This window comes from Pseudomonas sp. PvP028, assembly GCF_017832255.1.
In the GTDB taxonomy this organism is placed as follows: Bacteria; Pseudomonadota; Gammaproteobacteria; order Pseudomonadales; family Pseudomonadaceae; genus Aquipseudomonas; species Aquipseudomonas syringae.
This window is the reverse complement of record NZ_JAFIBL010000001.1, coordinates 586,947-611,052: the sequence shown is the minus strand read 5'-3', so window position 1 is coordinate 611,052 and position 24,106 is coordinate 586,947. Positions and strand designations below refer to the sequence as shown.

The 24,106-nt window shown below is 60.9% G+C and carries 23 protein-coding genes; 17 read left to right on the top strand and 6 right to left on the bottom strand.

Features of this window, described 5'->3' with window-relative positions; all coding sequences use genetic code 11:
• Positions 1 to 8 precede the first annotated feature (8 nt).
• The 3 genes from JOE34_RS02835 to ggt all read left to right on the top strand — a co-directional run bounded on the left by JOE34_RS02835 (position 9) and on the right by ggt (position 4,389).
• The gene (locus JOE34_RS02835) at positions 9 to 1,535 is read left to right on the top strand and encodes a CoA-acylating methylmalonate-semialdehyde dehydrogenase (RefSeq protein ID WP_209995093.1); all 1,527 of its coding nucleotides are present in this window, start codon (positions 9 to 11) and stop codon (positions 1,533 to 1,535) included.
• Between the two features lie 33 nt (positions 1,536 to 1,568).
• Entirely contained in the window at positions 1,569 to 2,456 is an 888-nt protein-coding gene (gene mmsB / locus JOE34_RS02830; RefSeq protein WP_044313489.1) for a 3-hydroxyisobutyrate dehydrogenase, read from the top strand.
• Between the two features lie 205 nt (positions 2,457 to 2,661).
• Entirely contained in the window at positions 2,662 to 4,389 is a 1,728-nt protein-coding gene (gene ggt, locus JOE34_RS02825; RefSeq protein WP_044313490.1) for a gamma-glutamyltransferase, read from the top strand.
• 67 nt (positions 4,390 to 4,456) lie between these two features.
• Here ggt and phnE read toward each other — a convergent pair whose 3' ends face one another.
• Genes phnE through JOE34_RS02805 form a run of 4 tightly spaced genes read right to left on the bottom strand, consistent with a single transcriptional unit; the run spans position 4,457 to position 7,687 of the window.
• Entirely contained in the window at positions 4,457 to 5,224 is a 768-nt protein-coding gene (phnE, locus tag JOE34_RS02820; protein ID WP_058445492.1) for a phosphonate ABC transporter, permease protein PhnE, read from the bottom strand.
• Entirely contained in the window at positions 5,221 to 6,048 is an 828-nt protein-coding gene (locus JOE34_RS02815) for an ABC transporter permease (RefSeq protein ID WP_003392863.1), read from the bottom strand. The genes phnE and JOE34_RS02815 overlap by 4 nt, the downstream gene beginning before the upstream one ends.
• Positions 6,042 to 6,839, bottom strand: coding sequence for an ATP-binding cassette domain-containing protein (locus tag JOE34_RS02810; protein ID WP_103363326.1), 798 nt, complete (start codon positions 6,837 to 6,839; stop codon positions 6,042 to 6,044). The genes JOE34_RS02815 and JOE34_RS02810 overlap by 7 nt, the downstream gene beginning before the upstream one ends.
• Positions 6,836 to 7,687 carry a putative selenate ABC transporter substrate-binding protein gene (locus JOE34_RS02805; RefSeq protein ID WP_004414986.1) on the bottom strand — a complete coding sequence of 284 codons (852 nt, stop codon included), beginning with the start codon at positions 7,685 to 7,687 and terminating at the stop codon, positions 6,836 to 6,838. The genes JOE34_RS02810 and JOE34_RS02805 overlap by 4 nt, the downstream gene beginning before the upstream one ends.
• A gap of 235 nt (positions 7,688 to 7,922) precedes the next feature.
• On the opposite strand from JOE34_RS02805, the gene selD reads away from it, so the two are divergent.
• From selD to JOE34_RS02790, 3 genes are read left to right on the top strand one after another with little or no spacing between them, the layout of a single operon-like run.
• Positions 7,923 to 8,957: a selenide, water dikinase SelD gene (gene selD / locus JOE34_RS02800; protein ID WP_003408410.1), complete on the top strand. Its 1,035-nt coding sequence runs from the start codon at positions 7,923 to 7,925 to the stop codon at positions 8,955 to 8,957.
• Complete coding sequence (gene mnmH, locus JOE34_RS02795) at positions 8,957 to 10,057, top strand: tRNA 2-selenouridine(34) synthase MnmH (RefSeq protein ID WP_209995092.1); 1,101 nt, start codon at positions 8,957 to 8,959, stop codon at positions 10,055 to 10,057. Before selD ends, mnmH begins: the two co-directional genes overlap by 1 nt.
• Positions 10,058 to 10,090: 33 nt before the next feature.
• Positions 10,091 to 10,855, top strand: a complete 765-nt coding sequence (locus JOE34_RS02790) for a sulfite exporter TauE/SafE family protein (RefSeq protein WP_209995091.1) — start codon at positions 10,091 to 10,093, stop codon at positions 10,853 to 10,855.
• A gap of 146 nt (positions 10,856 to 11,001) precedes the next feature.
• Here JOE34_RS02790 and JOE34_RS02785 read toward each other — a convergent pair whose 3' ends face one another.
• Positions 11,002 to 11,970 (bottom strand): polyprenyl synthetase family protein, encoded by a 969-nt coding sequence (locus JOE34_RS02785; RefSeq protein WP_003344609.1) that lies wholly within the window; start codon positions 11,968 to 11,970, stop codon positions 11,002 to 11,004.
• A 239-nt stretch (positions 11,971 to 12,209) separates the two neighbouring features.
• On the opposite strand from JOE34_RS02785, the gene rplU reads away from it, so the two are divergent.
• The 5 genes from rplU to JOE34_RS02760 all read left to right on the top strand — a co-directional run bounded on the left by rplU (position 12,210) and on the right by JOE34_RS02760 (position 15,975).
• Positions 12,210 to 12,521 (top strand): 50S ribosomal protein L21, encoded by a 312-nt coding sequence (rplU, locus tag JOE34_RS02780; protein WP_002551971.1) that lies wholly within the window; start codon positions 12,210 to 12,212, stop codon positions 12,519 to 12,521.
• A 32-nt stretch (positions 12,522 to 12,553) separates the two neighbouring features.
• Positions 12,554 to 12,829: a 50S ribosomal protein L27 gene (gene rpmA / locus JOE34_RS02775; protein ID WP_002551972.1), complete on the top strand. Its 276-nt coding sequence runs from the start codon at positions 12,554 to 12,556 to the stop codon at positions 12,827 to 12,829.
• Between the two features lie 216 nt (positions 12,830 to 13,045).
• The gene (gene cgtA / locus JOE34_RS02770) at positions 13,046 to 14,269 is read left to right on the top strand and encodes an Obg family GTPase CgtA (RefSeq protein WP_002551973.1); all 1,224 of its coding nucleotides are present in this window, start codon (positions 13,046 to 13,048) and stop codon (positions 14,267 to 14,269) included.
• 89 nt (positions 14,270 to 14,358) lie between these two features.
• Positions 14,359 to 15,477, top strand: coding sequence for a glutamate 5-kinase (gene proB / locus JOE34_RS02765; RefSeq protein ID WP_096113842.1), 1,119 nt, complete (start codon positions 14,359 to 14,361; stop codon positions 15,475 to 15,477).
• A gap of 27 nt (positions 15,478 to 15,504) precedes the next feature.
• Positions 15,505 to 15,975, top strand: a complete 471-nt coding sequence (locus JOE34_RS02760) for a CreA family protein (protein ID WP_003318791.1) — start codon at positions 15,505 to 15,507, stop codon at positions 15,973 to 15,975.
• 174 nt (positions 15,976 to 16,149) lie between these two features.
• On the opposite strand, the gene rpsT is transcribed toward JOE34_RS02760, so the two are convergent.
• Positions 16,150 to 16,428, bottom strand: coding sequence for a 30S ribosomal protein S20 (gene rpsT, locus JOE34_RS02755; protein WP_003344603.1), 279 nt, complete (start codon positions 16,426 to 16,428; stop codon positions 16,150 to 16,152).
• A gap of 250 nt (positions 16,429 to 16,678) precedes the next feature.
• Here rpsT and murJ point away from each other — a divergent pair, with 250 nt between their 5' ends.
• The 6 genes from murJ to ispH all read left to right on the top strand — a co-directional run bounded on the left by murJ (position 16,679) and on the right by ispH (position 24,102).
• Positions 16,679 to 18,217, top strand: a complete 1,539-nt coding sequence (gene murJ, locus JOE34_RS02750; protein WP_032661007.1) for a murein biosynthesis integral membrane protein MurJ — start codon at positions 16,679 to 16,681, stop codon at positions 18,215 to 18,217.
• Positions 18,218 to 18,349: 132 nt separating this feature from the next.
• Positions 18,350 to 19,276 carry a bifunctional riboflavin kinase/FAD synthetase gene (gene ribF / locus JOE34_RS02745; protein WP_003371105.1) on the top strand — a complete coding sequence of 309 codons (927 nt, stop codon included), beginning with the start codon at positions 18,350 to 18,352 and terminating at the stop codon, positions 19,274 to 19,276.
• Between the two features lie 20 nt (positions 19,277 to 19,296).
• Positions 19,297 to 22,128: an isoleucine--tRNA ligase gene (gene ileS / locus JOE34_RS02740; protein WP_016567128.1), complete on the top strand. Its 2,832-nt coding sequence runs from the start codon at positions 19,297 to 19,299 to the stop codon at positions 22,126 to 22,128.
• Positions 22,121 to 22,627: a signal peptidase II gene (gene lspA, locus JOE34_RS02735; RefSeq protein ID WP_003318787.1), complete on the top strand. Its 507-nt coding sequence runs from the start codon at positions 22,121 to 22,123 to the stop codon at positions 22,625 to 22,627. Before ileS ends, lspA begins: the two co-directional genes overlap by 8 nt.
• The gene (locus JOE34_RS02730) at positions 22,620 to 23,096 is read left to right on the top strand and encodes a peptidylprolyl isomerase (protein ID WP_003318786.1); all 477 of its coding nucleotides are present in this window, start codon (positions 22,620 to 22,622) and stop codon (positions 23,094 to 23,096) included. Before lspA ends, JOE34_RS02730 begins: the two co-directional genes overlap by 8 nt.
• Before the next feature lie 58 nt (positions 23,097 to 23,154).
• Positions 23,155 to 24,102 carry a 4-hydroxy-3-methylbut-2-enyl diphosphate reductase gene (ispH, locus tag JOE34_RS02725; protein WP_209995090.1) on the top strand — a complete coding sequence of 316 codons (948 nt, stop codon included), beginning with the start codon at positions 23,155 to 23,157 and terminating at the stop codon, positions 24,100 to 24,102.
• Positions 24,103 to 24,106: the final 4 nt, after the last annotated feature.

Here is a 24,106-nt window from a genome sequence, read left to right as displayed (position 1 = left end):
TCGCTGAAATGAATGCCTCACTGAACCACACGACGACCTCGATTGCTCGCGTGAAACTGCTGATCAACGGCGAGTGGACTGACTCGCAAAGCAGCGAATGGCAAGACATCGTCAACCCGGCCACTCAGGAAATCCTCGCCCAGGTACCATTCGCCACGGCCAGTGAAGTGGACGCCGCCGTCGCAGCCGCCCACGCGGCCTATCGAACCTGGCGTGAAACACCGATCGGTGTGCGCATGCGCATCATGCTCAAGTTGCAGGCGCTGATTCGCGAGCACTCCAAGCGTATCGCGGCGGTACTCAGTGCCGAGCAGGGCAAGACGCTGGCCGATGCCGAGGGCGATATCTTTCGGGGGCTGGAAGTGGTCGAGCACGCCTGTTCGATCGGCACGCTGCAAATGGGTGAGTTTGCCGAGAACGTCGCCAGTGGCGTTGACACCTATACCCTGCGCCAGCCGATCGGCGTGTGCGCCGGGATCACGCCGTTCAACTTCCCGGCGATGATTCCGCTGTGGATGTTTCCGATGGCGATCGCCTGCGGCAATACATTCGTGCTCAAGCCTTCTGAGCAGGATCCGCTGTCGACCCTGTTGCTGGTCGAGCTGGCGATCGAGGCGGGGGTGCCGCCCGGTGTGCTCAACGTGGTGCATGGTGGCAAGGAGGTGGTGGACGCGATTTGCACGCACAAGGACATCAAGGCTGTTTCCTTCGTCGGTTCAACGGCGGTCGGCACGCATGTCTACGATCTGGCCGGTCGGCATGGCAAGCGGGTGCAGGCAATGATGGGGGCGAAGAATCATGCCGTCGTGCTACCCGACGCCAACCGTGAGCAAACCCTGAACGCGCTGGTGGGCGCAGGTTTCGGTGCGGCGGGTCAGCGGTGCATGGCGACTTCTGTGGTGGTGCTGGTCGGCGCGTCTAGACAGTGGCTGCCCGACCTCAAGGCGCGGGCGCAGAAACTCAAGGTCAATGCCGGCCAGGAACCGGGCACCGACATCGGGCCGGTGATTTCACGACGGGCCAAACAACGCATTCTGGATCTGATCGAGAGCGGCGTGCGTGAAGGCGCGACGCTGGAACTGGATGGTCGTGAGGTTTCAGTGCCGGGGTACGAGGGCGGCAACTTCGTAGGGCCGACCTTGTTCTCGGGCGTCACCACCGACATGCAGATTTACACCCAGGAGATTTTCGGGCCGGTGCTGGTGGTGCTGGAGGTCGATACCCTCGATGAGGCTATCGCGCTGGTCAACGCCAACCCGTTCGGCAACGGCACCGGGCTGTTCACCCAGAGCGGTGCGGCGGCACGCAAGTTTCAAAGCGAGATTGATGTCGGGCAGGTCGGGATCAATATTCCGATTCCCGTGCCGGTGCCGTTTTTCAGTTTTACCGGCTCGCGGGGTTCCAAGCTGGGCGATCTGGGCCCGTACGGCAAACAGGTGGTGCAGTTCTACACTCAGACCAAGACCGTCACCAGTCGCTGGTTCGATGACGAGAGCGTCAACGATGGCGTGAACACCACGATCAATCTGCGCTGAGCGCTGGCGGTCAATTCGCCCGGGAGAACAACCATGAACATCGCATTTATCGGTCTGGGCAATATGGGCGCGCCCATGGCCCGCAACCTGATCAAAGCCGGTCACGCCTTGCAGGTGTTCGACCTCAACAAGAGCGTACTGGCTGAATTCGCCGAGCTGGGCGCACAGGTCAGCGACTCACCCGCACAGGCGGCCCAGGGCACTGAACTGGTCATAACCATGCTGCCCGCTGCGGCGCATGTGCGCAGCGTTTACCTGAACGACGACGGCGTGCTGAAAGGCATCGCGTCCGGTGTCCCGGCAGTTGATTGCAGCACCATCGACCCGCAGACCATCCGCGACATTGCCGCTGTTGCTGCGCGGCAAGGTGTGGTGTTGGGCGATGCACCGGTGTCGGGCGGCACCGGTGGTGCGCAGGCCGGAACCCTGACCTTCATGGTCGGAGGTTCTGCCGGGCATTTCGCTGTGCTCAAACCGGTGCTGGAACAGATGGGCCGCAACATCGTGCATTGTGGTGACGTGGGCACCGGCCAGATCGCCAAGATCTGCAATAACATGCTGCTGGCGATTTCCATGATCGGCGTGGCCGAGTCCATGGCGCTGGGCAATGCACTGGGTATCGATACCGAAGTGCTGGCCGGCATCATCAATACCTCGACCGGTCGTTGCTGGAGTTCCGAGGCCTACAACCCGTGGCCCGGCATCGTCGAAACCGCTCCCGCGTCACGCGGTTACAGTGGCGGCTTTGGCGCTGAGTTGATGCTCAAGGACCTGGGGCTGGCAACCGAGGCCGCGCGCGCTGCGCATCAACCGGTTGTCCTCGGCGCAGTGGCGCAACAGCTTTACCAGGCCATGAGCCTGCGTGGCGATGGCGGCAAGGATTTCTCGGCGATCATCGAGGGGTATCGCCCGAAAGCCTAGGCGTCACCCGTGTCGGGAATCAGTGGGGCGTTGATGTGTATCCGGTTTTTACATTAGGAAAACGCGGCAGAACCGGCTACTTTGGACCCCGTCAGACCCGCGCAGGGATGCTCGGTACGCTTCGATGAGAAGTGCCGCATCCTCGCCTGGAGGCTGGCGCTTCACTCATCAAACGTCCCTGACCCAGAAAAAGAAGAGATCGACCATGAAGTTCGAACCCCTCGCCAGATCGTTGATCGCGACGGCACTGATTGTCGCGTATTCCCCCACATTCGCCGCGTCACAAGCCCCGGTCGCTGCCGAAAACGGCATGGTCGTGACGGCTCAGCACCTGGCTACTCACGTGGGTGTCGATGTACTCAAGGCTGGCGGCAATGCGGTCGATGCGGCCGTAGCGGTTGGCTACGCGCTGGCGGTGGTCTATCCCGCTGCGGGCAACCTCGGCGGGGGTGGGTTCATGACCATTCAACTGGCCGACGGGCGCAAGACCTTCCTCGACTTCCGTGAAAAGGCGCCGCTGGCCGCGACTGCCAACATGTACCTGGACAAGGACGGCAAGGTCATCCCCGACCTGAGTGCCAAGGGCCATCTGGCCGTCGGCGTGCCGGGCACTGTGTCCGGTATGGAAATGGCCCTGAGCAAGTACGGCACCCGCAAGCGTGAAGAGGTCATCGCCCCGGCGATCAAGCTTGCCGAGGAAGGTTTTGTGCTGGGGCAGGGCGATGTCGACATGCTGTCGAGCGCCACGGATGTGTTCAAGGCGGACATGGCCGATTCCGGCTCGATCTTCCTCAACAAGGGCGAGCCGATGCAGGTCGGTCAGAAGCTGGTGCAGAAAGACCTGGCCAAGACTCTCAAGGAAGTGTCCGAGAAGGGCAGCGACGGTTTCTACAAGGGCTGGGTTGCCAAGGCGCTGGTCGATTCCAGTCAGGCTGGCAAGGGCATCATCACCCAGGCGGACCTGGACCATTACAAGACCCGCGAGCTGGCACCGGTCGAATGTGATTACCGTGGCTACCACGTGGTCTCGGCACCGCCTCCGAGCTCCGGCGGTGTGGTCATCTGCCAGATTCTGAACATCCTCGAAGGCTACCCGATGAAAGAGCTGGGCTTCCGCTCGGCGCAGGGCATGCATTATCAGATCGAGGCCATGCGTCACGCCTACGCGGACCGCAACAGCTACCTGGGCGACCCGGACTTCGTCAAGAATCCGGTCGAGCACCTGCTGGACGTCAAGTATGCCGCCAAGCTGCGCGCTGCCATCGAGCCGCAAAAGGCCGGTGACTCGAGCAAGATCAAACCCGGCGTCGCGCCCCATGAAGGCAGCAACACCACTCACTATTCGATTGTCGACAAGTGGGGCAATGCGGTTTCGGTGACCTACACCTTGAACAACTGGTTCGGCGCGGGCGTCATGGCCAGCAAGACCGGCGTGATCCTCAACGACGAAATGGATGACTTCACCGTCAAGGTCGGCGTGCCCAACATGTACGGGCTGGTGCAGGGCGAAGCCAACGCGATCGCGCCGGGCAAGACACCGTTGTCGTCGATGAGCCCGACCATTGTCACCAAGGACGGCAAGGCAGTGATGGTCGTCGGCACGCCGGGCGGCAGCCGCATCATTACCGCCACGCTGCTGACCATGCTCAACGTCATCGACTACGGCATGAACATTCAGGAAGCGGTCGACGCGCCGCGTTTCCACCAGCAATGGCAGCCTGAAGAAACCAACATCGATACCTTCGCGGTCAGCCCTGACACGCTGAAGATTCTCGAGAGTTGGGGTCAAAAGTTCGCAGGGCCGCAGCCGCTCAATCATGTGGCGGCGATTCTGGTGGGCGCGCCTTCGCTGGGTGGCAAACCAGTCGGTAACAACCGCTTCTACGGCGCTAACGACCCGCGTCGCAACACCGGCTTGTCGCTCGGCTACTGAGTCACGCTGCTAATCACGCCACGGCCCTGAGCTTCAGGGTCGTGGCGTTTTGCGTTCTGAGGTCTGCTCAGTTACGCACCCAGCGCTGCCTGCTCCAGCCGCTCAATGCGTCGACGGCGAATACCAGTATCAGCATCGCCAGAATAACGGTACTGGCCTGCGCTTCCTGAAACAGGCTGAGGCTGACATACAGCATCTGCCCCAGACCGCCTGCGCCGACAAAGCCCAGCACGCTGGCCATGCGAATGTTGTTCTCCCAGCGATACAGCGTATACGCCAGCAGTTGTGGCCAGAGGTTGGGCAGGGTGCCGTAGCTGAACGCCTGCCAGGCGCTGCCGCCCTGCAGACGAATCGCTTCAGCGGGTTGCGGCGCGGTATTTTCCAGCGCCTCGGCAAACAGGCGGCCCAGAACGCCCGTGGTGTGCAGCGCCAGTGCCAGCGTGCCGGCATTGGGGCCGAGCCCGGCAGCCAGCACCATCAACACGGCCCACACCAGTTCCGGAATAGCGCGCAGCGCATTGAGCAGCAGGCGACTCAGGCTGCGCAGGAACCAACCGAAGCGTCCGGCAGCGGGCAGTGCCAGGAGCAAACCTGCAATGGCGGCCAGCAAGGTGCCGAGTGCCGACATGGCCAGGGTTTCCAGGGCGCCCTGGCCGATTGCCTGCAGATGAGGGCCGCTCAGGTCCGGGCTCATGAAGCGCAACGCGTAACGGCCCATCTGCGTCAGGTTGTCGTGGCTGCCCAGGGTGAGCAGGTCGAGGCCGAGGTACACGAACGATGCGATCACTGCTGCGATCAGCGCCAGCACCAGCAGCAGATTGCCTGCGCGCTTCATGTGAACTGCCTGCGCAGCAAACGGCTGAGCTGGTCGGCGAGCAGCACCAGCAGCAGGAAGGTCAGCAGCATGCTCGCCACTTCGTCACCGGCGAACATGCGCATCGACAGGTCGATCTGCTGACCCAGTCCGCCTGCGCCGACGAAACCCATGACCACCGAAGCGCGCACGGCGCACTCCCAGCGGTATACGGTGTAGGAGGTCAGTTCGGCTGCCGCGTTGGGCAGGATGCCGTAAGCCAGCGCGGCCAGGCGACCGCTGCCTGCCTGGAGCAGCGCGTGGGCCGGGCGTTGGTCCACCGATTCGAAAATCTCCGCGTACACCTTGCCGAGCATGCCTGCATAGGTGATGGCGATGGCCAGCACGCCCGCCGTCGGGCCCAGGCCGACCGCGCGCACGAACAGCAGCGCCCAGACTATTTCCGGCACGCTGCGCAGAAAGATCAGTACCCCGCGTGCCGGCCAGCGCAGGCACTGGCCTAGCCAGCCGGGGCGGCCGCCACGTGAGGCGGCCGACAGCGACAATGCCTGGCTGGCGAGCAGGCTTGCCGGTACGGCCAGCAGCAAGGCAAGGGCAATGCCGGCTGTGGCGATCGCCAGGGTTTGCAGCGTCGCATCCAGCAGCAGCCCGAGGAATTCCGCAGAGTGCGCCACCGGCCAGAACCCGGCGAGAAAGCTGCCCATCGTCCGCGCATTATCGGCTTGCAGCAGCACCAGCGGATTCAGTTCGGCCAGACGAATGCCCGGCCAGAGCAGGGCGACCGCCAGCAATGTCAGCAACAGGCGTGGCGTTGCCGCCGGGTCGCGCTGATCCCGACTCAGCATCGTGGTGTCCAGCGTGTTTCAGCTGCATCCGAAACCGGCTGAGGGCTGAGTTGTTCGTTGGCATATAGCGTGTCGAGATGCTCCCGGCCGACCTCGCTGGCGGCGAGGTCGAAGTGAATTCGCCCGTCGCGCACCCCGATGACCCGCGGGAAATGTGCCAGCGCCAGTTCCACCGCATGCAGGCTGGCGACCAGCGTCACGTTGTGCTCGATGGCATGCTGACACAGCAGCGCCAGGGTGTGATCGGCGAGGCGCGGGTCCATTGCCGAAACCGGCTCGTCGGCTAGCAGCAGTTCGGGTTGCTGATACAAGGCGCGGGCAATGCCGACACGTTGCAGCTGTCCACCGGACAACTGCTGGCAACGTTCGAAAAGTTTGTCCGCCAGGTCCAGACGCGCCAGTACCTCGCGGGCGCCGCTGATGTCGAGTGGATGCAGCAGGTTCAGCAGGCTTTTGCCCAGCCCCCACTGACCAAGCCTGCCCGCCGACACCGCAGTCACCACCCGCTGGCGTGCCGGCAACGGCGGTGCCTGATGAATCAGCGCAATGCGGCTGCGCAGGCGCTGGCGTCGTATGCTGGAGAGCTGCCAGGGATCAGTCCCCAGAACCTGCAGCTGTCCGGCACTGGGCGGCAGAGCGCTGGCCAGCAGGTTGAGCAGCGTGGTCTTGCCCGCACCGGACGGCCCGATGATCGCGACCCGTTCGCCACGAGCGATGCTCAGGTCCAGGCCGCGCAACGCCAGTGTGCCGTCGCTGTGGCGCAGCTCGATGGCGGACAGACGCAGGGTCATTTCAGCAGGTCGGCAGCGCGTGCGGCTTCTTCGATGCCTTTGTAGTTCTCGGGCTTGGTCTCGATGAAGCGGCTGGCGGCCTGAAGATCGAGGATTGCCTTCTGCTCCGGGTTGGCCGGGTCGAGGTCGAGGAAGGCCTGTTTGATCTTCGCTGCCAGTGCCGGGTCGAGGCTGCCGCGCACGGTCCAGTTGTAGTCGAAATAAGCCGGCGTGGTCTCGAAGACATGAACCTTGTTGGTGTCAACCTTGCCGCTGGCGACCAGCTTGTCCCAGACGCTGGCGTTGAGCACGCCTGCATCGACCTTGCCCGCCTGAACCCATGCGGCGGTTGCGTCATGTGCGCCGGAATAGGCGACGCGGCTGAAGAACGTTTCCGGCTTGATGTTTTCCTTGAGCATGAAATAGCGCGGCATCAGGCTGCCGGATGTCGACGACACCGAGCCGAAGGCAAAGGTCTTGCCCTTGAGGTCTGCCAGGGTTTTCACGTTCGGATCGGAGGTGATGAATTTGCTGGTGAACTTGGCGTCCTGCTCACGCTGTACCAGTGGCACCGCATTACCGGTCTTGAGGTTGACCTGAACGAAGGTGAAACCGCCCAGCCAAGCCATGTCGAGCCGGTCAGTGGCCAGCGCTTCGACCACTGCCGGGTAATCCGCGACCGGAACGAACTCGACTTTCATGCCCAGCCGTTGCTCCAGATAAGCCCCCAGCGGCTTGAACTTGCGCAGCAGTTCGGTGGGCGCTTCGTCGGGAATGGCCGAGACGCGCAGGGTGTCGGCAGCGTGGCTGGTCAGGGCGGAGAAGGACAGGGCAAGGCCGGCGGCGAGCGCCAGGGTACGCTTGAGCATGGAGGTTCTCCGGTTCAATAGCGGAAAAAGGATAACGTGAAGCCCGCCTGCACGAGCAGGCGGCGCTTCACAGGATTCGGTGGTGATGCGCGGGGATTATAAGAGGCATGGCGAGAAAGGCCAGTTCGGCAGATTCACCGCCCAAATGCACGGCCGGCGCACGACGCGGTTTGCGCTGATAAGGGAACAGCCCCTAGACTCCACAGCCTGTTTCCCGGTAACCGAGAGTGTCGCGATGAATGAGCCAATCCGCCTGACCCAGTACAGTCACGGAGCAGGGTGTGGCTGCAAGATTTCCCCCAAGGTGCTGGACGTGATCCTCGCTGGCAGCGGCGCTCAGAACCTTGACCCCAGACTCTGGGTTGGCAATGCCTCGCGTGATGACGCGGCAGTCTATGCGCTGGATGACGAACGCGGCGTGGTCTCGACCACGGACTTCTTCATGCCCATCGTCGATGATCCGTTCGACTTCGGCCGTATCGCCGCGACCAATGCCATCAGCGACATCTATGCGATGGGCGGCGACCCGCTGATGGCCATCGCCATTCTCGGCTGGCCGGTCAATATCCTGCCACCCGAAGTGGCGCGTGAAGTCATTCGCGGTGGCCGTGCCGTCTGCGACGCTGCCGGTATCCCGCTGGCGGGAGGGCATTCCATCGATGCGCCTGAGCCGATCTTCGGTCTGGCGGTGACCGGCGTGGTGCAGAAAAAGCACATGAAACGCAACGACACTGCCTTGGCGGGGAGCACCTTGTACCTGACCAAGCCCCTGGGCATCGGCATCCTCACCACGGCCGAGAAAAAATCCAAGCTGCGCGATGAAGACATCGGTCTGGCGCGTGACTGGATGTGCACCCTGAACAAGCCGGGCAGCCGTTTCGGCAAGCTCGACGGGGTGCAGGCAATGACCGATGTCACCGGCTTCGGTCTGCTCGGGCATCTGGTTGAAATGGCGGACGGCGCAGGTCTGACCGCGCGTCTGGACTACGCTGCTGTACCGCGTCTGCCCGGCGTCGAGCATTACATTGCCGAGGGCTGTGTGCCGGGCGGCACATTGCGCAACTTTGAAAGTTACGGCGACAGGATCGGCGCACTGAGCGATGCCCAGCGTGACCTGTTGTGTGATCCACAGACCAGCGGCGGTCTGTTGGTCGCGGTCAGCCCTGAAGGTGAAGCCGAGTTTCTGATCGTGGCTGCCGAACTGGGGCTGCTGCTCAACCCTATCGGCACCCTGCACGAGCGACAGACCCACGCCGTCGAGGTGTTCTGATGGCCGACAACAGCAGCGACTACCGTGCACTGTTTCTCAACGACGTGCCGATGATGGACGCTCGCGCTCCGGTGGAGTTTTCCAAAGGGGCTTTTCCTGGCGTGATCAACCTGCCGCTGATGAATGACATCGAGCGGCAAAAGGTCGGCACCTGCTACAAGCAACACGGCCAGGACGCCGCTGTTCAGCTCGGGCATCAATTGGTCTGTGGTCAGGTCAAGGATGAACGCGTCAATGCGTGGATCGAGTTCGCCAAAGCCAATCCGGATGGCTACCTGTATTGCTTTCGCGGCGGGCTGCGCTCGCAGACGGTACAGCGCTGGCTGAAGGATGCCGGGGTCGATTACCCGCGGGTTCTTGGCGGCTACAAGGCGATGCGCACATTCCTGCTGGATACCCTGCATGAGGCGGTGAGCGAATGCAGTATCGTCGTGCTCGGCGGAATGACCGGCACGGGCAAGACCGAAGTATTGACGCAGCTGCCTAACAGCGTGGACCTGGAAAGCATCGCCAATCATCGCGGCTCCAGCTTCGGCAAGCGTGCCACTGGGCAGCCGGCGCAGATCGACTTCGAGAACCGCTTGGCCATCGACCTGCTCAAGAAGCGCGCAGCCGGTATCGAACAGTTCGTTGTGGAAGATGAAAGCCGTCTGGTTGGCAGTTGCAACGTGCCGCTGGAGCTGCACCAGGCAATGCAGGGCTGCCCGATGGTCTGGCTGGAAGACAGCTTCGAGAACCGCGTCGAGCGCATTCTCGAGGACTACGTGATCAACCTCTGCGCAGAGTTCATCACCGTCAAGGGCGAAGAGCAGGGCTTCGGCCTGTTCGCCGAGCGTCTGTTGCAAAGCCTGAACAACATTCACAAACGCCTCGGCGGTGAGCGTCACCAGCGCCTGTCGGGCCTTATGCAGGCGGCGCTGGAAGAACAGCAGCGCAACGGTGCGGTTGATCTGCACCGAGGCTGGATCGAAGGGCTGCTCGGCGAATATTACGACCCCATGTACGCTTACCAGCGTGAACACAAGGCGGCGCGTATCGAATTCGCAGGTGATCAAGCGCAAGTGCTGGCCTACCTGCGCGAGCGCTCAGTAAAAGGTTAAGCCTCGACCTCTATCCATCTGGCAAGGGACGCCATGCACTCGATTCTCGACTTCTATCAAACGCTGGGCTGGGGCCTTTCGGCGCTGGTGATCGGCACCTTTCTGCTGGCCGGAACGGTCAAGGGTGTGATCGGCCTGGGCTTGCCCACGGTGGCAATGGGGTTGCTGGGGCTGGCCATGCTGCCGGCGCAGGCTGCGGCGTTGCTGATCATCCCGTCGACGTTCACCAATGTCTGGCAACTGGCGGCGGGTGGCAATCTGCGGCCTTTGCTGAAGCGGCTATGGCCGATGCTGAGCATGATTTTCATCGGCACGCTGGCCGGGGCGTTCTGGCTGGGCATGAGTGGCGGTCATTCAATGACCCGCGCGTTGGGTGGCGCGTTGTTTCTCTACGCGTTGAGCGGGCTGTTCTTGCCGACCTTCAGGGTTGCTGCCGCTGCCGAGCGCTGGCTGGGCCCGCTGTGCGGTTTGATCACCGGGGTGATCGCGTCGGCCACCGGGGTGTTCGTGATTCCCGTGGTGCCTTATCTGCAGGCGCTGGGGCTTGAGCGCGACCAACTGGTCCAGGCGCTGGGGTTGTCGTTCACTGTCTCGACGCTGGCGCTGGCGGCGGGTTTGTCGTGGAACGGCGCACTGGGCAGCGCAGAGCTGGGCGCATCCACGCTGGCGCTGATTCCGGCCCTGTTAGGCATGCTGCTGGGGCAATGGCTGCGCCAGCGAATCAGCGCAGTGCTGTTCAAGCGTGTGTTCTTTATCGGCATGGGCTTGCTGGGGCTGCACCTGCTGATAAAAGGCTGATGAGTCATGCGCTGTATCGCGGGCATACGCGGCTTGCACTGAGGATTCAGTGTTTTCCGGATTTCATGCAGGAGAGGATGAAGGATTACGCGCTGACTGCCATTTGCCGAGCCCGTCGCTGGACGGGCTTTTGACTGCTACGAATATCAGTGCGTACGGGCGACTGCAAACTCGCTCAGTTCGACCAGTGCGTCGCGGTACTCGCTGGGCGGCAGCGCGTCCAGGCAGGCAATGGCGCGGGCCGCGTAGTCACGGGCGAGCTGCGCGGTGTAATCGAGGGCGCCGGCGCTTTCTACTGCGTTGCGGATGCTTTCCAGATCTTCCAGACCACCTTTCTGGATCGCCTGACGAACCAGTGCGGCCTGTTCCGGGCTGCCTTCGCGCATGGTGTAGATCAGCGGCAGGGTCGGCTTGCCTTCGGCGAGGTCGTCACCGACGTTCTTGCCCAGCGTCTCGGCATCGCCCCGGTAGTCCAGCAGGTCATCCACCAACTGGAAGGCCACACCCAGATGGTCGCCGAACGTGCGCAGTGCTTCGCTCTGTTCCTGGGGGGCGTTGCACAGGGCCGCGGCGCTGTGGGTAGAGGCTTCGAACAGCATGGCTGTCTTGCCGCGAATCACTTCCATGTAGGTTTCTTCGGTGGTGCTGGCGTCACGAATCTTCGAGAGCTGCAGCACTTCGCCTTCGGCGATGATGCGAGTCGCCTTGGACAGAATCTTCATGACCTCCATCGAGCCCAGTTCGACCATCATTTCGAACGAGCGCGAATAAAGGAAGTCGCCCACCAATACGCTGGGCGCATTGCCCCAGAGCGCGTTGGCGGTGGAACGACCGCGACGCATGCCGGACATGTCGACAACGTCGTCATGCAGCAGGGTGGCGGTGTGCAGGAATTCGATAGTGGCGGCGAGCAGGCGAACATCATCGCCTTCGCGACCCAGTGCCTTGCCGCACAGCAGCACCAGCAACGGGCGCAGGCGCTTGCCACCTGCCGACGTGATGTAATCACCGATTTTCGAGACCAGCGGTACGCGCGACGTCAGTTGCTTTTTGATGATAAGGTCAACGGCACTAAAGTCGTCCGCCACCGCGCGGTAGAAGGCTTGGGGTTGCATCAGCGACAGGTGCTCCGGATAGGTTGCGCCGCATGCTAGGTCGCGGGGTAGAGCGTGTCAAGGTATGACGAGCCGCCTCTTGCAACACGCGAATGCCTTGCGTACAATCGCGCACCCTAACTTTCCTGGGCAGCACCTGCCTTACGCAATGCAAACGGGCCGTTCCAGCCCCATGCAGCCATGCCAGCCGATACTCTTCTTATAAAGAGCTGGGTGAGCAGGATTTTCGGAGAAATACCATGTACGCAGTAATTGTTACCGGTGGCAAGCAGTACAAAGTCGCCCCAGGTGAATACCTGAAAATTGAAAAACTGGAAATCGCTACTGGCGAATCCGTTACGTTTGACCGCGTTCTGCTGGTTGGCAATGGCGACGACGTCAATATCGGTGCTCCCGTTGTTGCTGGCGCTACCGTTGTGGCTGAAGTGGTTTCGCAAGGTCGTCACGATAAGGTTCGTATCATCAAGTTCCGTCGTCGTAAGCACCACATGAAGCGTATGGGCCACCGCCAGTGGTACACCGAGATCAAAATTACAGGTATTCAGGCTTAATTCAGCCTAATCCTCAACTGGAGAATTGACTCATGGCTCACAAAAAAGCTGGTGGTAGTACCCGTAACGGGCGCGACTCAGAAGCCAAACGCCTTGGCGTGAAGATGTATGGCGGCCAGGCTATCATCCCTGGCAACATCATCGTGCGTCAGCGCGGCACCCAATTCCACGCTGGCTACGGCGTTGGCATGGGTAAAGATCACACCCTGTTCGCGAAAGTGGAAGGCGTGATCAAGTTTCAGGTCAAGGGCGCCTTCGGTCGCCGCTACGTGAGCATCGTTCCGAAGACTGAAGTCTCCGCAGCGTAATCACGCAGTAGCTTAAGAGCCCTGTCTTGCGACGGGGCTTTTTTGTTTGTAGAGGTAGAGAGGCAGGTGAGTCTCTTGCAAAACTGTTTGTGCGGGCTGTTGTGATGTTGACCCATGGGGTCGCTGGTTTCTGATCGGTATCGCAACGCTCATTTTTGCAAGAGTCTTATGTAATTTATGTGGTTCTGCTCGTCCCTGTGGCGGGAGGCGTGCGTTATGAAATTTGTAGATGAAGTATCCATTCGAGTAAAAGCCGGTGACGGCGGCAACGGTTGCATGAGCTTCCGTCGCGAAAAATTCATTGAAAACGGTGGTCCTAACGGTGGTGATGGTGGTGATGGCGGCTCGATCTTCATGGTCGCCGACGTCAACCTGAACACGCTGGTCGACTACCGTTACACCCGTCACTTCGACGCCGAGCGCGGCTCCAACGGTGGCAGCGCCGACTGCACCGGTCGCAAGGGTGAAGAGCTGGTGCTGCGTGTGCCGGTCGGGACCACCATCATCGACGCCACCACTCAGGAAATCATCGGTGACCTGACCAAAGATGGTCAGCGCTTGATGGTTGCCCAGGGCGGCTGGCACGGTCTGGGTAACACCCGATTCAAGTCCAGTACCAACCGCGCTCCGCGCCAGACCACGCCGGGCAAGCCTGGTGATCAACGTGATCTCAAGCTCGAGCTGAAAGTGCTGGCAGACGTCGGTCTGTTGGGCCTGCCGAATGCCGGCAAGAGCACCTTCATCCGTTCGGTGTCTGCGGCCAAGCCAAAGGTTGCCGACTATCCGTTCACCACGCTGGTGCCAAACCTGGGCGTGGTCAGTGTCGATCGCTGGAAAAGCTTTGTGGTTGCCGACATTCCGGGTCTGATCGAGGGTGCATCCGACGGCGCGGGCCTGGGGATTCGCTTCCTCAAGCACCTGGCGCGTACCCGTCTGTTGCTGCACCTCGTCGATATGGCGCCGCTGGATGAAAGCAGCGCTCCGGATGCGGCTGAAGTGATCGTCAACGAGCTTGAGAAATTCAGTCCGTCGCTGGCCGAGCGTGATCGCTGGCTGGTGCTGAACAAGTGCGATCAGATTCTCGAAGAGGAGCAGGAGGCGCGCAAGCAGGAGATCGTCGATCGTCTGGAGTGGACCGGCCCTGTTTACGTGATCTCTGCCATTGCCAAAGAAGGCACCGAGCAGCTGACTCGCGACATCATGCGTTACCTCGAAGAGCGCAGCCAGCGTATCGCCGAAGAGCCTGGTTACGCCGAAGAGCTGGCCGAGCTCGATCAGCGCATCGAAGACGAAGCCCGTGCCCAGTTGCAGGCACTGGACGATCAGCGTGCCCTGCGTCGCAGCGGCGTGAAGAGCGTGCATGACATCGGTGACGATGACTGGGATGAAGAAGACGTGGACGATGAAGACGGTCCGGAAATCATTTACGTCCGTGACTGATCGCTTGAAGTAAACTTGAACGCCGCTACGATTGTTAGCGGCGTTTTTGTATCCCGAATTTGAAAATCTCTGGCTAGGGTTGGAAGAAGATGCGCAGCAAAGTGACGGGCGCCCAGCGCTGGGTTGTGAAGATTGGCAGTGCCTTGCTGACGGCTGATGGCAAGGGTCTGGATCGCAACGCCATGGGTGTTTGGGTGGAGCAGATGGTGGCGCTGCACGAGGCGGGTGTCGAGCTGGTACTGGTGTCTTCCGGGGCGGTGGCTGCCGGCATGAGCCGTCTTGGCTGGACGGCACGACCCAGTGCCATGCACGAGCTTCAGGCTGCTGCGGCGATTGGTCAGATGGGCTTGGTGCAGGCGTGGGAATCGAGCTTTGCCGAGCATGGTCGACATACCGCGCAGATCCTTCTGACCCACGATGACCTGTCGGACCGCAAGCGCTACCTGAATGCCCGTAGCACCCTGCGCACGCTGGTCGAGCTTGGGGTTGTGCCGGTCATCAACGAAAACGACACAGTGGTTACCGACGAAATCCGTTTTGGGGATAACGACACGCTGGCGGCGCTGGTTGCCAATCTGGTCGAGGCTGATCTGCTGGTCATCCTGACCGACCGTGACGGCATGTTCGACGCCGATCCGCGCAACAACCCGGAGGCGCAGCTGATTTACGAGGCGCGTGCCGATGATCCGGCACTGGATGCGGTGGCCGGTGGTACGGGCGGTGCGCTGGGGCGTGGCGGCATGCAGACCAAGTTGCGTGCAGCGCGTCTGGCGGCGCGTTCCGGTGCGCATACTGTCATCGTCGGCGGGCGCATCGAGCGCGTTCTGTCGCGGCTCAAGGGTGGTGAGCGGTTGGGCACGCTGCTGTCCCCTGAGCGTGGCATGCTTGCAGCGCGCAAGCAGTGGCTGGCAGGGCATCTGCAGACCCGCGGTACGCTGGTGCTGGATGATGGCGCGGTTGCGGCGCTGGCCAAGGATCACAAAAGCCTGCTGCCGGTAGGCGTCAAGGTGGTCCAGGGCAGCTTCCGGCGTGGCGAGATGGTGGTATGCGTCGCCCCGGACGGTCGCGAGATCGCTCGTGGCCTGAGTAACTACAGTGCCATCGAAGCCCAGAAAATCATTGGTCACTCTTCCGAATCCATCGTGCGCGAGCTGGGCTATATGGCCGAGCCTGAGCTGATTCATCGGGATAACCTGATCCTCGTCTGACTCAAGACTGCAAAAAAGGACTATTTGATGCGCTTCATGAAAGGTTTGTTGGCCGCTGCGTTGCTGATGCCGGTGCTGGTCTCGGCCGAAGAGATCGGTCAGGTGTCGACCGTGTTCAAGATGGTCGGGCCTAACGATCGAATTGTGGTCGAGGCGTTTGACGATCCCAAGGTGGACGGTGTGACGTGCTACCTGTCACGCGCCAAGACGGGCGGCGTGAGGGGTGGTCTGGGATTGGCCGAGGACCGTGCCGAGGCGTCCATCGCCTGTCGTCAGGTCGGGCCGATCCGTTTCAAGGAAACCCTCAAGGATGGCGACGAGGTATTCAAGGAGCGTACCTCGCTGGTTTTCAAGACCATGCAGGTGGTGCGTTTCTTCGACAAGAAGCGCAATGCATTGGTGTACCTGGTCTACAGCGACCGTGTCATCGAAGGCAGCCCGCAGAATGCCGTGACCGCCATTCCGATCCTGCCATGGACAACCGCGCCCGCGCCTTGAGTCTGTAGCAGGATAGTTACAGGGCTATCGTTCCTCACCACTCCAGCGTGGGAATGCCCTTCGTGACGCTCTGCGTCACAGATCTGCACGGCGCCGCATATTGATGTTTCCCGCTACTTTCCAGTACGCAATAAAAAACCGACCCTGAGGTCGGTTTTTTAACAAGCGGGTCGCTTAGGCTGCAGCAGCAAGGCTCAGAGCCTTGATGTGACCGTTCAGACGACCTTTATGGCGAGCAGCCTTGTTCTTGTGGATGATGCCTTTATCGGCCATACGGTCGATAACAGGAACAGCCAGAACATAAGCGGCTTGCGCTTTTTCTGCGTCTTTTGCGTCGATGGCTTTAACTACATTCTTGATGTAGGTACGAACCATGGAACGCAGGCTGGCGTTGTGGCTGCGACGCTTCTCAGCCTGTTTTGCACGTTTTTTGGCGGAAGGTGTGTTGGCCACCGTCGAGCTCCTCGAAAGACTTTGTGAAATAGCAAACAAAATAGGCCGCGAATCATGCCGATGAGTTGAAGTCTTGTCAAGGGCAGTTAAGGTGTTCCGCTGAGTGGTTGCGACATTTGACTGGAGGATTTATTTCCGGCCTGTGACCTGTAAACTCGCGGCCTTTGCTTCGGGCGTTTTTGCGGCGCGAAGTATTGCATAAATGGCTGGCTTTATCGCCCATCCTTTGCCGAGGCGCACAACTCTTTCAATGAATCTACTCAAGTCACTCGCCGCCGTCAGCTCTATCACCATGGTTTCCCGGGTTTTGGGCTTTGTACGCGACACCATCATCGCGCGCACTTTCGGTGCCGGAATGGCCACGGATGCGTTCTTCATCGCCTTCAAGCTGCCCAATCTGCTGCGCCGTATTTTCGCCGAGGGTGCCTTTTCCCAGGCGTTCGTGCCGATCCTGGCCGAATACAAGAGCCAGCAGGGGGAGGAGGCGACGCGCACATTCATTTCCTATGTCACCGGATTGCTGACCCTGGCGCTGGCGCTGGTGACGCTGCTCGGGGTGATCTTTGCGCCCTGGGTTATCTGGGCCACCGCGCCCGGCTTTGTCGACACCCCGGAGAAATTCGCCCTCACCTCGGATCTGCTGCGGGTGACCTTTCCTTATATATTGCTGATCTCCCTGTCCTCGATGGCCGGTGCGATCCTCAACACCTGGAACCGTTTTTCAGTGCCGGCGTTCGTGCCCACGCTGCTCAACGTCAGCATGATTTTCTTCGCGCTGTTCCTGACGCCGTACTTCGATCCACCAGTGATGGCGCTGGGCTGGGCGGTTCTGGTCGGCGGCCTGCTGCAGCTGCTTTACCAACTGCCGCACCTGAAAAAGATCGGCATGCTGGTGCTGCCGCGCCTGAATCTGCGCGACACCGGGGTCTGGCGGGTAATGAAGCAGATGCTGCCCGCCATCCTTGGCGTTTCTGTCAGTCAGATTTCTCTGATCATCAACACGATCTTTGCCTCGTTCCTCGTCGCCGGTTCGGTGTCATGGATGTACTACGCCGACCGCCTGATGGAGCTGCCTTCCGGCGTGCTGGGTGTGGCGCTGGGTACGATTCTGCTGCCGATACTGTCCAAAACCTACGCGCAACGGGATCGCCAGGAATATTCGCGAATTCTCGACTGGGGTCTGCGACTGTGTTTCGTGCTGGTGCTGCCTTGCACTCTGGCGCTGGGGCTGCTTGCCGAACCGTTAACCGTTTCGTTGTTTCAGTATGGTAAATTCGACGCACTCGACGCGGCCATGACCCAGCGTGCGCTGGTCGCCTATTCGGTCGGGTTGCTTGGGATCATCCTGATCAAGGTGCTGGCCCCCGGCTTTTATGCTCAACAAAATATCCGCACCCCGGTGAAAATCGCGATCTTCACCCTAATAGTGACTCAATTGCTCAACCTGGCCTTTATCGTGCCCTTGCAGCATGCGGGTCTGGCGCTGGCGATCAGTGTGGGGGCGTGCATCAATGCCGGGTTGCTGTTCTGGCAGTTGCGCAAGCAGGATCTGTTTCAGCCGCAGCCTGGCTGGATGAAGTTCCTGTTCAAGCTGGTGATTGCCGTCGCGGTGATGTCGGCGGTGCTGCTGGGGCTCATGCATGTCATGCCGGCGTGGGACGAAGGTCACATGCTGGAGCGTTTTCTGCGTCTGGGTGCGCTGGTTGCCGCCGGCGTCGTGACCTATTTCGCCATGCTTCTTTTATTAGGCTTCCGCCTCAGGGATTTCGCCCGCAAAGCCATTATGTAGGGCGCGTCGCAGGGGTTGACCTTCGGTTTTTGTCGCCACACGCCGAGAACCTTCATCCGGTCTTGGTGTGTTGCCTGTCGTCCACGGCCGTGTGTGGTTATAATCGGCCACTTTATGAGCAAGAAGTGCGTTATGCAGCTGGTTAGAGGCCTTCACAACCTGCGCCCCGAACATCGGGGCTGCGTCGCCACGATTGGCAATTTCGACGGCGTTCATCGCGGCCACCAGGCTATCCTGGCGCGTCTGCGCGAGCGTGCCGTCGAATTGGGTGTGCCCAGCTGTGTGGTGATCTTCGAACCGCAGCCGCGTGAGTTCTTTGCGCCCGAAACGGCGCCGGCCCGTCTGGCCCGCCTGCGTGACAAGCTCGAGCTGCTGAGTGCCGAAGGCGTTGACCGGGTACTTTGCCTGTCCTTCAATCAGCGTCTGTGCAAGCTCAGCGCGGCGAGTTTCGTCGAAACCGTGCTGATCGACGGCCTGGGTGTTCAACACCTCGAAGTGGGAGACGACTTTCGTTTCGGCTTCGACCGGGTCGGTGACTTCGACTTCCTGCAACAGGCCGGCACAACGTATGGTTTTACCGTAGAAGCGGCGCAGACCGTTGAAATAGATGGCATCCGGGTCAGCAGTACCAAGGTGCGCAAGGCTCTGGCTGCGTCGGACTTTGCCCTGGCCGAGCGCATGCTCGGTCGTCCGTTCCAGATAGCCGGGCGGGTGTTGCACGGCCAGAAGCTGGCACGTCAGTTGGGTACGCCCACCGCCAACGTGCAACTCAAGCGTCGTCGCGTGCCGCTGAGCGGGGTCTATCTGGTCAGCACGGAGATTGATGGCAAAGCCTGGCCGGGGGTCGCCAACATCGGCGTGCGCCCGACGGTAACGGGTGATGGCAGTGCCCACCTTGAAGTGCATCTTCTGGATTTTGCCGGCGATCTTTATGACCGGCGTTTGACGGTGGCTTTCCACCACAAGCTGCGTGATGAGCAGCGTTTCGCCTCACTGGAGGCGCTCAAGACGGCGATCAATGCGGACGTCGCCGCCGCCCGTGCCCATTGGCATGGCTAACCGCTAAACAAGAGCCTGAAATGACTGACTATAAAGCCACGCTAAACCTTCCGGACACCGCCTTCCCTATGAAGGCCGGCCTGCCCCAGCGCGAGCCGCAAACTCTGCAGCGCTGGGACAGCATTGGCCTGTACCAGAAGCTGCGCGAGATTGGCAAGGATCGTCCCAAGTTCGTCCTGCACGACGGTCCTCCGTACGCCAACGGCAATATTCACATCGGTCATGCGGTCAACAAGATTCTCAAGGACATGATCCTGCGTTCCAAGACCCTGGCGGGCTTCGATGCCCCGTATGTGCCGGGTTGGGATTGCCATGGTCTGCCGATCGAGCACAAGGTCGAAGTGACCCACGGCAAGAACCTCTCCGCAGACCGTACGCGTGAGCTGTGCCGCGCTTATGCGTCCGAGCAGATCGAAGGCCAGAAGTCCGAATTCATCCGTCTGGGCGTGCTGGGCGACTGGAGCAATCCGTACCTGACCATGAACTTCGCCAACGAAGCCGGAGAAATCCGCGCGCTGGCCGAGATGGTCAAGGGCGGTTTCGTCTTCAAGGGCCTCAAGCCGGTCAACTGGTGTTTCGATTGCGGCTCGGCACTGGCTGAAGCCGAAGTCGAGTATCAGGACAAGAAGTCCTCGACCATCGACGTCGCGTTCCCGATCGCCGACGAAGCGAAACTGGCAGCCGCTTTCGGCGTGCCGTCGCTGGGCAAGCCTGCGTCCATCGTGATCTGGACCACCACACCGTGGACGATCCCGGCCAACCAGGCGCTGAATGTCCATCCGGAATTCGAATACGCACTGGTCGATGTCGGCGACAAACTGCTGGTGCTGGCTGCCGAACTGGTCGAAAGCTGCCTGGCCCGTTACAAGCTGGAAGGTACCGTCATCGCGACCACCACCGGGCAGGCGCTTGAGCTGATCAACTTCCGCCATCCGTTCTACGACCGCCTGTCGCCAATCTATCTGGCTGACTACGTCGAGCTGGGTGCTGGCACGGGTATCGTTCACTGCTCGCCTGCCTATGGCGTAGACGACTTCAATATCTGCAAACAGTATGGCCTGAGCAACGACGACATCATCAGCCCGGTGCAGAGCAACGGTGTGTATGTCGAGTCGCTGGAGTTCTTCGGTGGCCAGTTCATCTTCAAGGCCAACCAGAACATCATCGACAAGCTGGTCGAAGTCGGCAGCCTGATGGACACCGAAACCATCAGCCACAGCTATATGCACTGCTGGCGCCACAAGTCGCCATTGATCTACCGCGCAACCGCGCAGTGGTTCGTGGGCATGGACAAGCAGCCTGAGAGCGGCGAGACCCTGCGCAAGCGGGCGGTCAAGGCCATCGAAGACACTGAATTCGTTCCGGCATGGGGGCAGGCGCGCCTGCACTCGATGATCGCCAACCGTCCTGACTGGTGCATCTCGCGTCAGCGCAACTGGGGCGTGCCGATTCCGTTCTTCCTGCACAAGGAAAGCGGCGACCTGCACCCACGTACCGTCGAGCTGATGGAAGAAGTGGCGCAGCGTGTCGAGAAAGAGGGCATTGAGGCCTGGTTCAAACTCGACGCCAGCGAGTTGCTCGGTGACGAAGCCGGCAAGTACGACAAGATCTCCGACACCCTGGACGTCTGGTTCGACTCGGGCACCACGCACTGGCATGTGCTGCGCGGTTCGCACCCGATGGGCCATGAAAGCGGTCCGCGTGCCGACCTGTACCTGGAAGGCTCGGACCAGCATCGCGGCTGGTTCCACTCCTCACTGCTGACCGGCTGCATGCTGGACGATCACGCACCGTATCGCGAGTTGCTGACCCACGGGTTTGTGGTCGACGAGAACGGCCGCAAGATGTCCAAATCGCTGAACAACGTGGTAGCGCCGCAGAAGGTCAACGATTCGCTGGGTGCCGACATCATGCGCCTGTGGGTATCGGCGACCGATTATTCCGGCGAGATGGCGGTGTCCGACCAGATCCTGCAGCGTAGCGCCGACGCCTACCGTCGTATCCGCAACACTGCACGCTTCCTGCTCTCCAACCTGACGGGCTTCAACCCGGCGACCGACATCCTGCCTGCCGAGGAAATGCTCGCGCTGGACCGTTGGGCCGTGGACCGTACGCTGCTGCTGCAACGCGAGCTGCAAGAGCATTACGGCGAATACCGTTTCTGGAACGTGTACTCGAAGATCCACAACTTCTGCGTGCAGGAGCTGGGCGGTTTCTACCTCGACATCATCAAGGATCGTCAGTACACCACGGCGGCCAACAGCACTGCGCGTCGCTCCTGCCAGACGGCACTGTTCCACATCTCGGAAGCGCTGGTGCGCTGGATCGCGCCGATCCTGGCGTTCACCGCCGACGAGCTGTGGCAGTTCCTGCCCGGCGAGCGCAATGAATCGGTGATGCTCAACACCTGGTACGAAGGCCTGACCGAAATGCCTGCCGACTTCGACATGGATCGCGCCTACTGGGAGCGGATCATGGCGGTGAAGACCTCGGTCAACAAGGAAATGGAAAACCTGCGCGCTGCCAAGGCCATTGGCGGCAACCTGCAGGCCGAAGTGACCCTGTATGCCGAGGAGTCGCTGGTGGCTGACCTGTCGAAGCTGAGCAACGAGCTGCGCTTCGTGCTGATCACCTCGACAGCCAGTGTGGCACCGTTCGCATCCGCGCCAGCCGATGCCGTGGTCACCGAAGTTGCCGGTCTGAAGCTGAAAGTGCTCAAGTCCAGTCATGCCAAGTGCGCCCGTTGCTGGCATCACCGCGAGGATGTAGGGGTCAATCCCGAGCATCCGGAAATCTGCGGTCGTTGCGTAGACAACATCAGCGGTGCAGGCGAGGTCCGTCACTATGCCTAACGCCTCGTTCGGCCGCCTGGCCTGGCTGTGGTTGAGCGTGCTGGTTCTGGTCATTGACCAGGCCAGCAAGTATTACTTCGAGAACGCGTTGAGCCTGTATCAGCAGATCATCGTGATTCCCGACCTGTTCAGCTGGACCCTGGCCTACAACACCGGTGCCGCCTTCAGTTTTCTGGCTGACGGTGCCGGCTGGCAGCGCTGGTTGTTCGCCCTGATCGCAGTGGTGGTCAGCGCTGTGCTGGTCGTCTGGCTCAAGCGTCTGGGGCGTGATGACACGTGGCTGGCCGTTGCACTGGCGCTGGTATTGGGCGGCGCATTGGGCAACCTCTACGACCGTATCGTGCTGGGCCACGTGATCGACTTCATTCTGGTTCACTGGCAGAACCGCTGGTACTTCCCGGCGTTCAACGTCGCGGACAGTGCGATCACCGTCGGCGCAATCATGCTGGCGCTGGACATGTTCAAGAGCAAGAAAACCGGAGAGACCGTCAATGACTGAGCAATCTTCGACTCAAGGCTCGTCTGACGAGCTGCGCATCGGTCAGAATACGCAGGTCACTCTGCACTTCGCCCTGCGTCTGGAAAACGGCGATACCGTCGACAGCACCTTCGAAAAGGCTCCGGCCACGTTCAAGGTCGGTGACGGCAACCTGCTGCCCGGCTTTGAAATGGCGATTTTCGGTTTCAAGGCGGGCGATAAAAAGACCGTCGAGATTCTGCCGGAAAACGCCTTTGGTCAGCCCAACCCACAAAACGTGCAGATCATGCCACGCTCGCAGTTCGTGGGCATGGAACTGTCCGAAGGGTTGCTGGTGATCTTCAATGACGCCGCCAATACCGAGTTGCCCGGCGTGGTGAAAGCTTTCGATGACGAGCAGGTCACCATCGACTTCAATCACCCACTGGCAGGCAAGACTCTGAGCTTTGAAGTGGAAATCTTTGAAGTGAAGGCGATTCTGGCTTCCTGACCTTCGCCGTCAAGCCCGGCTCAGGCCGGGCTACCCCGTACCAATCATGAGGCACCGCATGCAAATCAAACTCGCCAACCCCCGCGGCTTTTGTGCCGGAGTGGACCGCGCGATCGAAATCGTCAATCGCGCTCTGGAAGTGTTTGGTCCGCCGATTTATGTGCGCCATGAAGTTGTTCACAACAAATTTGTCGTCGAGGACCTGCGCTCTCGCGGTGCGATCTTCGTCGAAGAGCTGGATCAGGTGCCGGATGACGTCATCGTTATCTTCAGCGCCCACGGTGTTTCCCAGGCTGTACGTACCGAGGCGGCAGGCCGTGGTCTGAAAGTGTTCGATGCTACCTGTCCGCTGGTGACCAAGGTGCATATAGAGGTCGCCCGTTACAGCCGTGATGGCCGCGAGTGCATCCTGATCGGCCACGCCGGTCACCCGGAAGTCGAAGGCACCATGGGCCAGTACGACGCCGCCAACGGCGGTGCGATCTATCTGGTCGAGGACGAAGAGGATGTTGCCAGCCTGCAGGTGCGTAATCCTGAAGCCCTGGCCTTCGTGACCCAGACCACCTTGTCCATGGATGACACCAGCCGGGTGATCGATGCCTTGCGCAAGCGTTTCCCGGCCATTGGCGGGCCGCGCAAGAACGACATCTGCTACGCCACGCAAAACCGTCAGGACGCAGTCAAACAACTGGCCGATGAGTGCGATGTGGTGTTGGTGGTGGGCAGCCCGAACAGCTCCAACTCCAATCGCCTGCGCGAGCTGGCCGAGCGCATGGCGACTCCGGCGTACCTCATCGACGGCGCCGAAGACATGCAACAAGGCTGGTTCGACGGGGTAGAGCGTATCGGCATCACTGCGGGCGCTTCGGCCCCCGAAGTGCTGGTGCGCGGCGTAATCCAGCAATTGCAGGCCTGGGGCGCGAGCGGTGCGGATGAGCTTGCCGGCCGCGAGGAGAACATCACCTTCTCGATGCCCAAGGAATTGCGCGTCAAGTCGCTGCTCTGAGGCT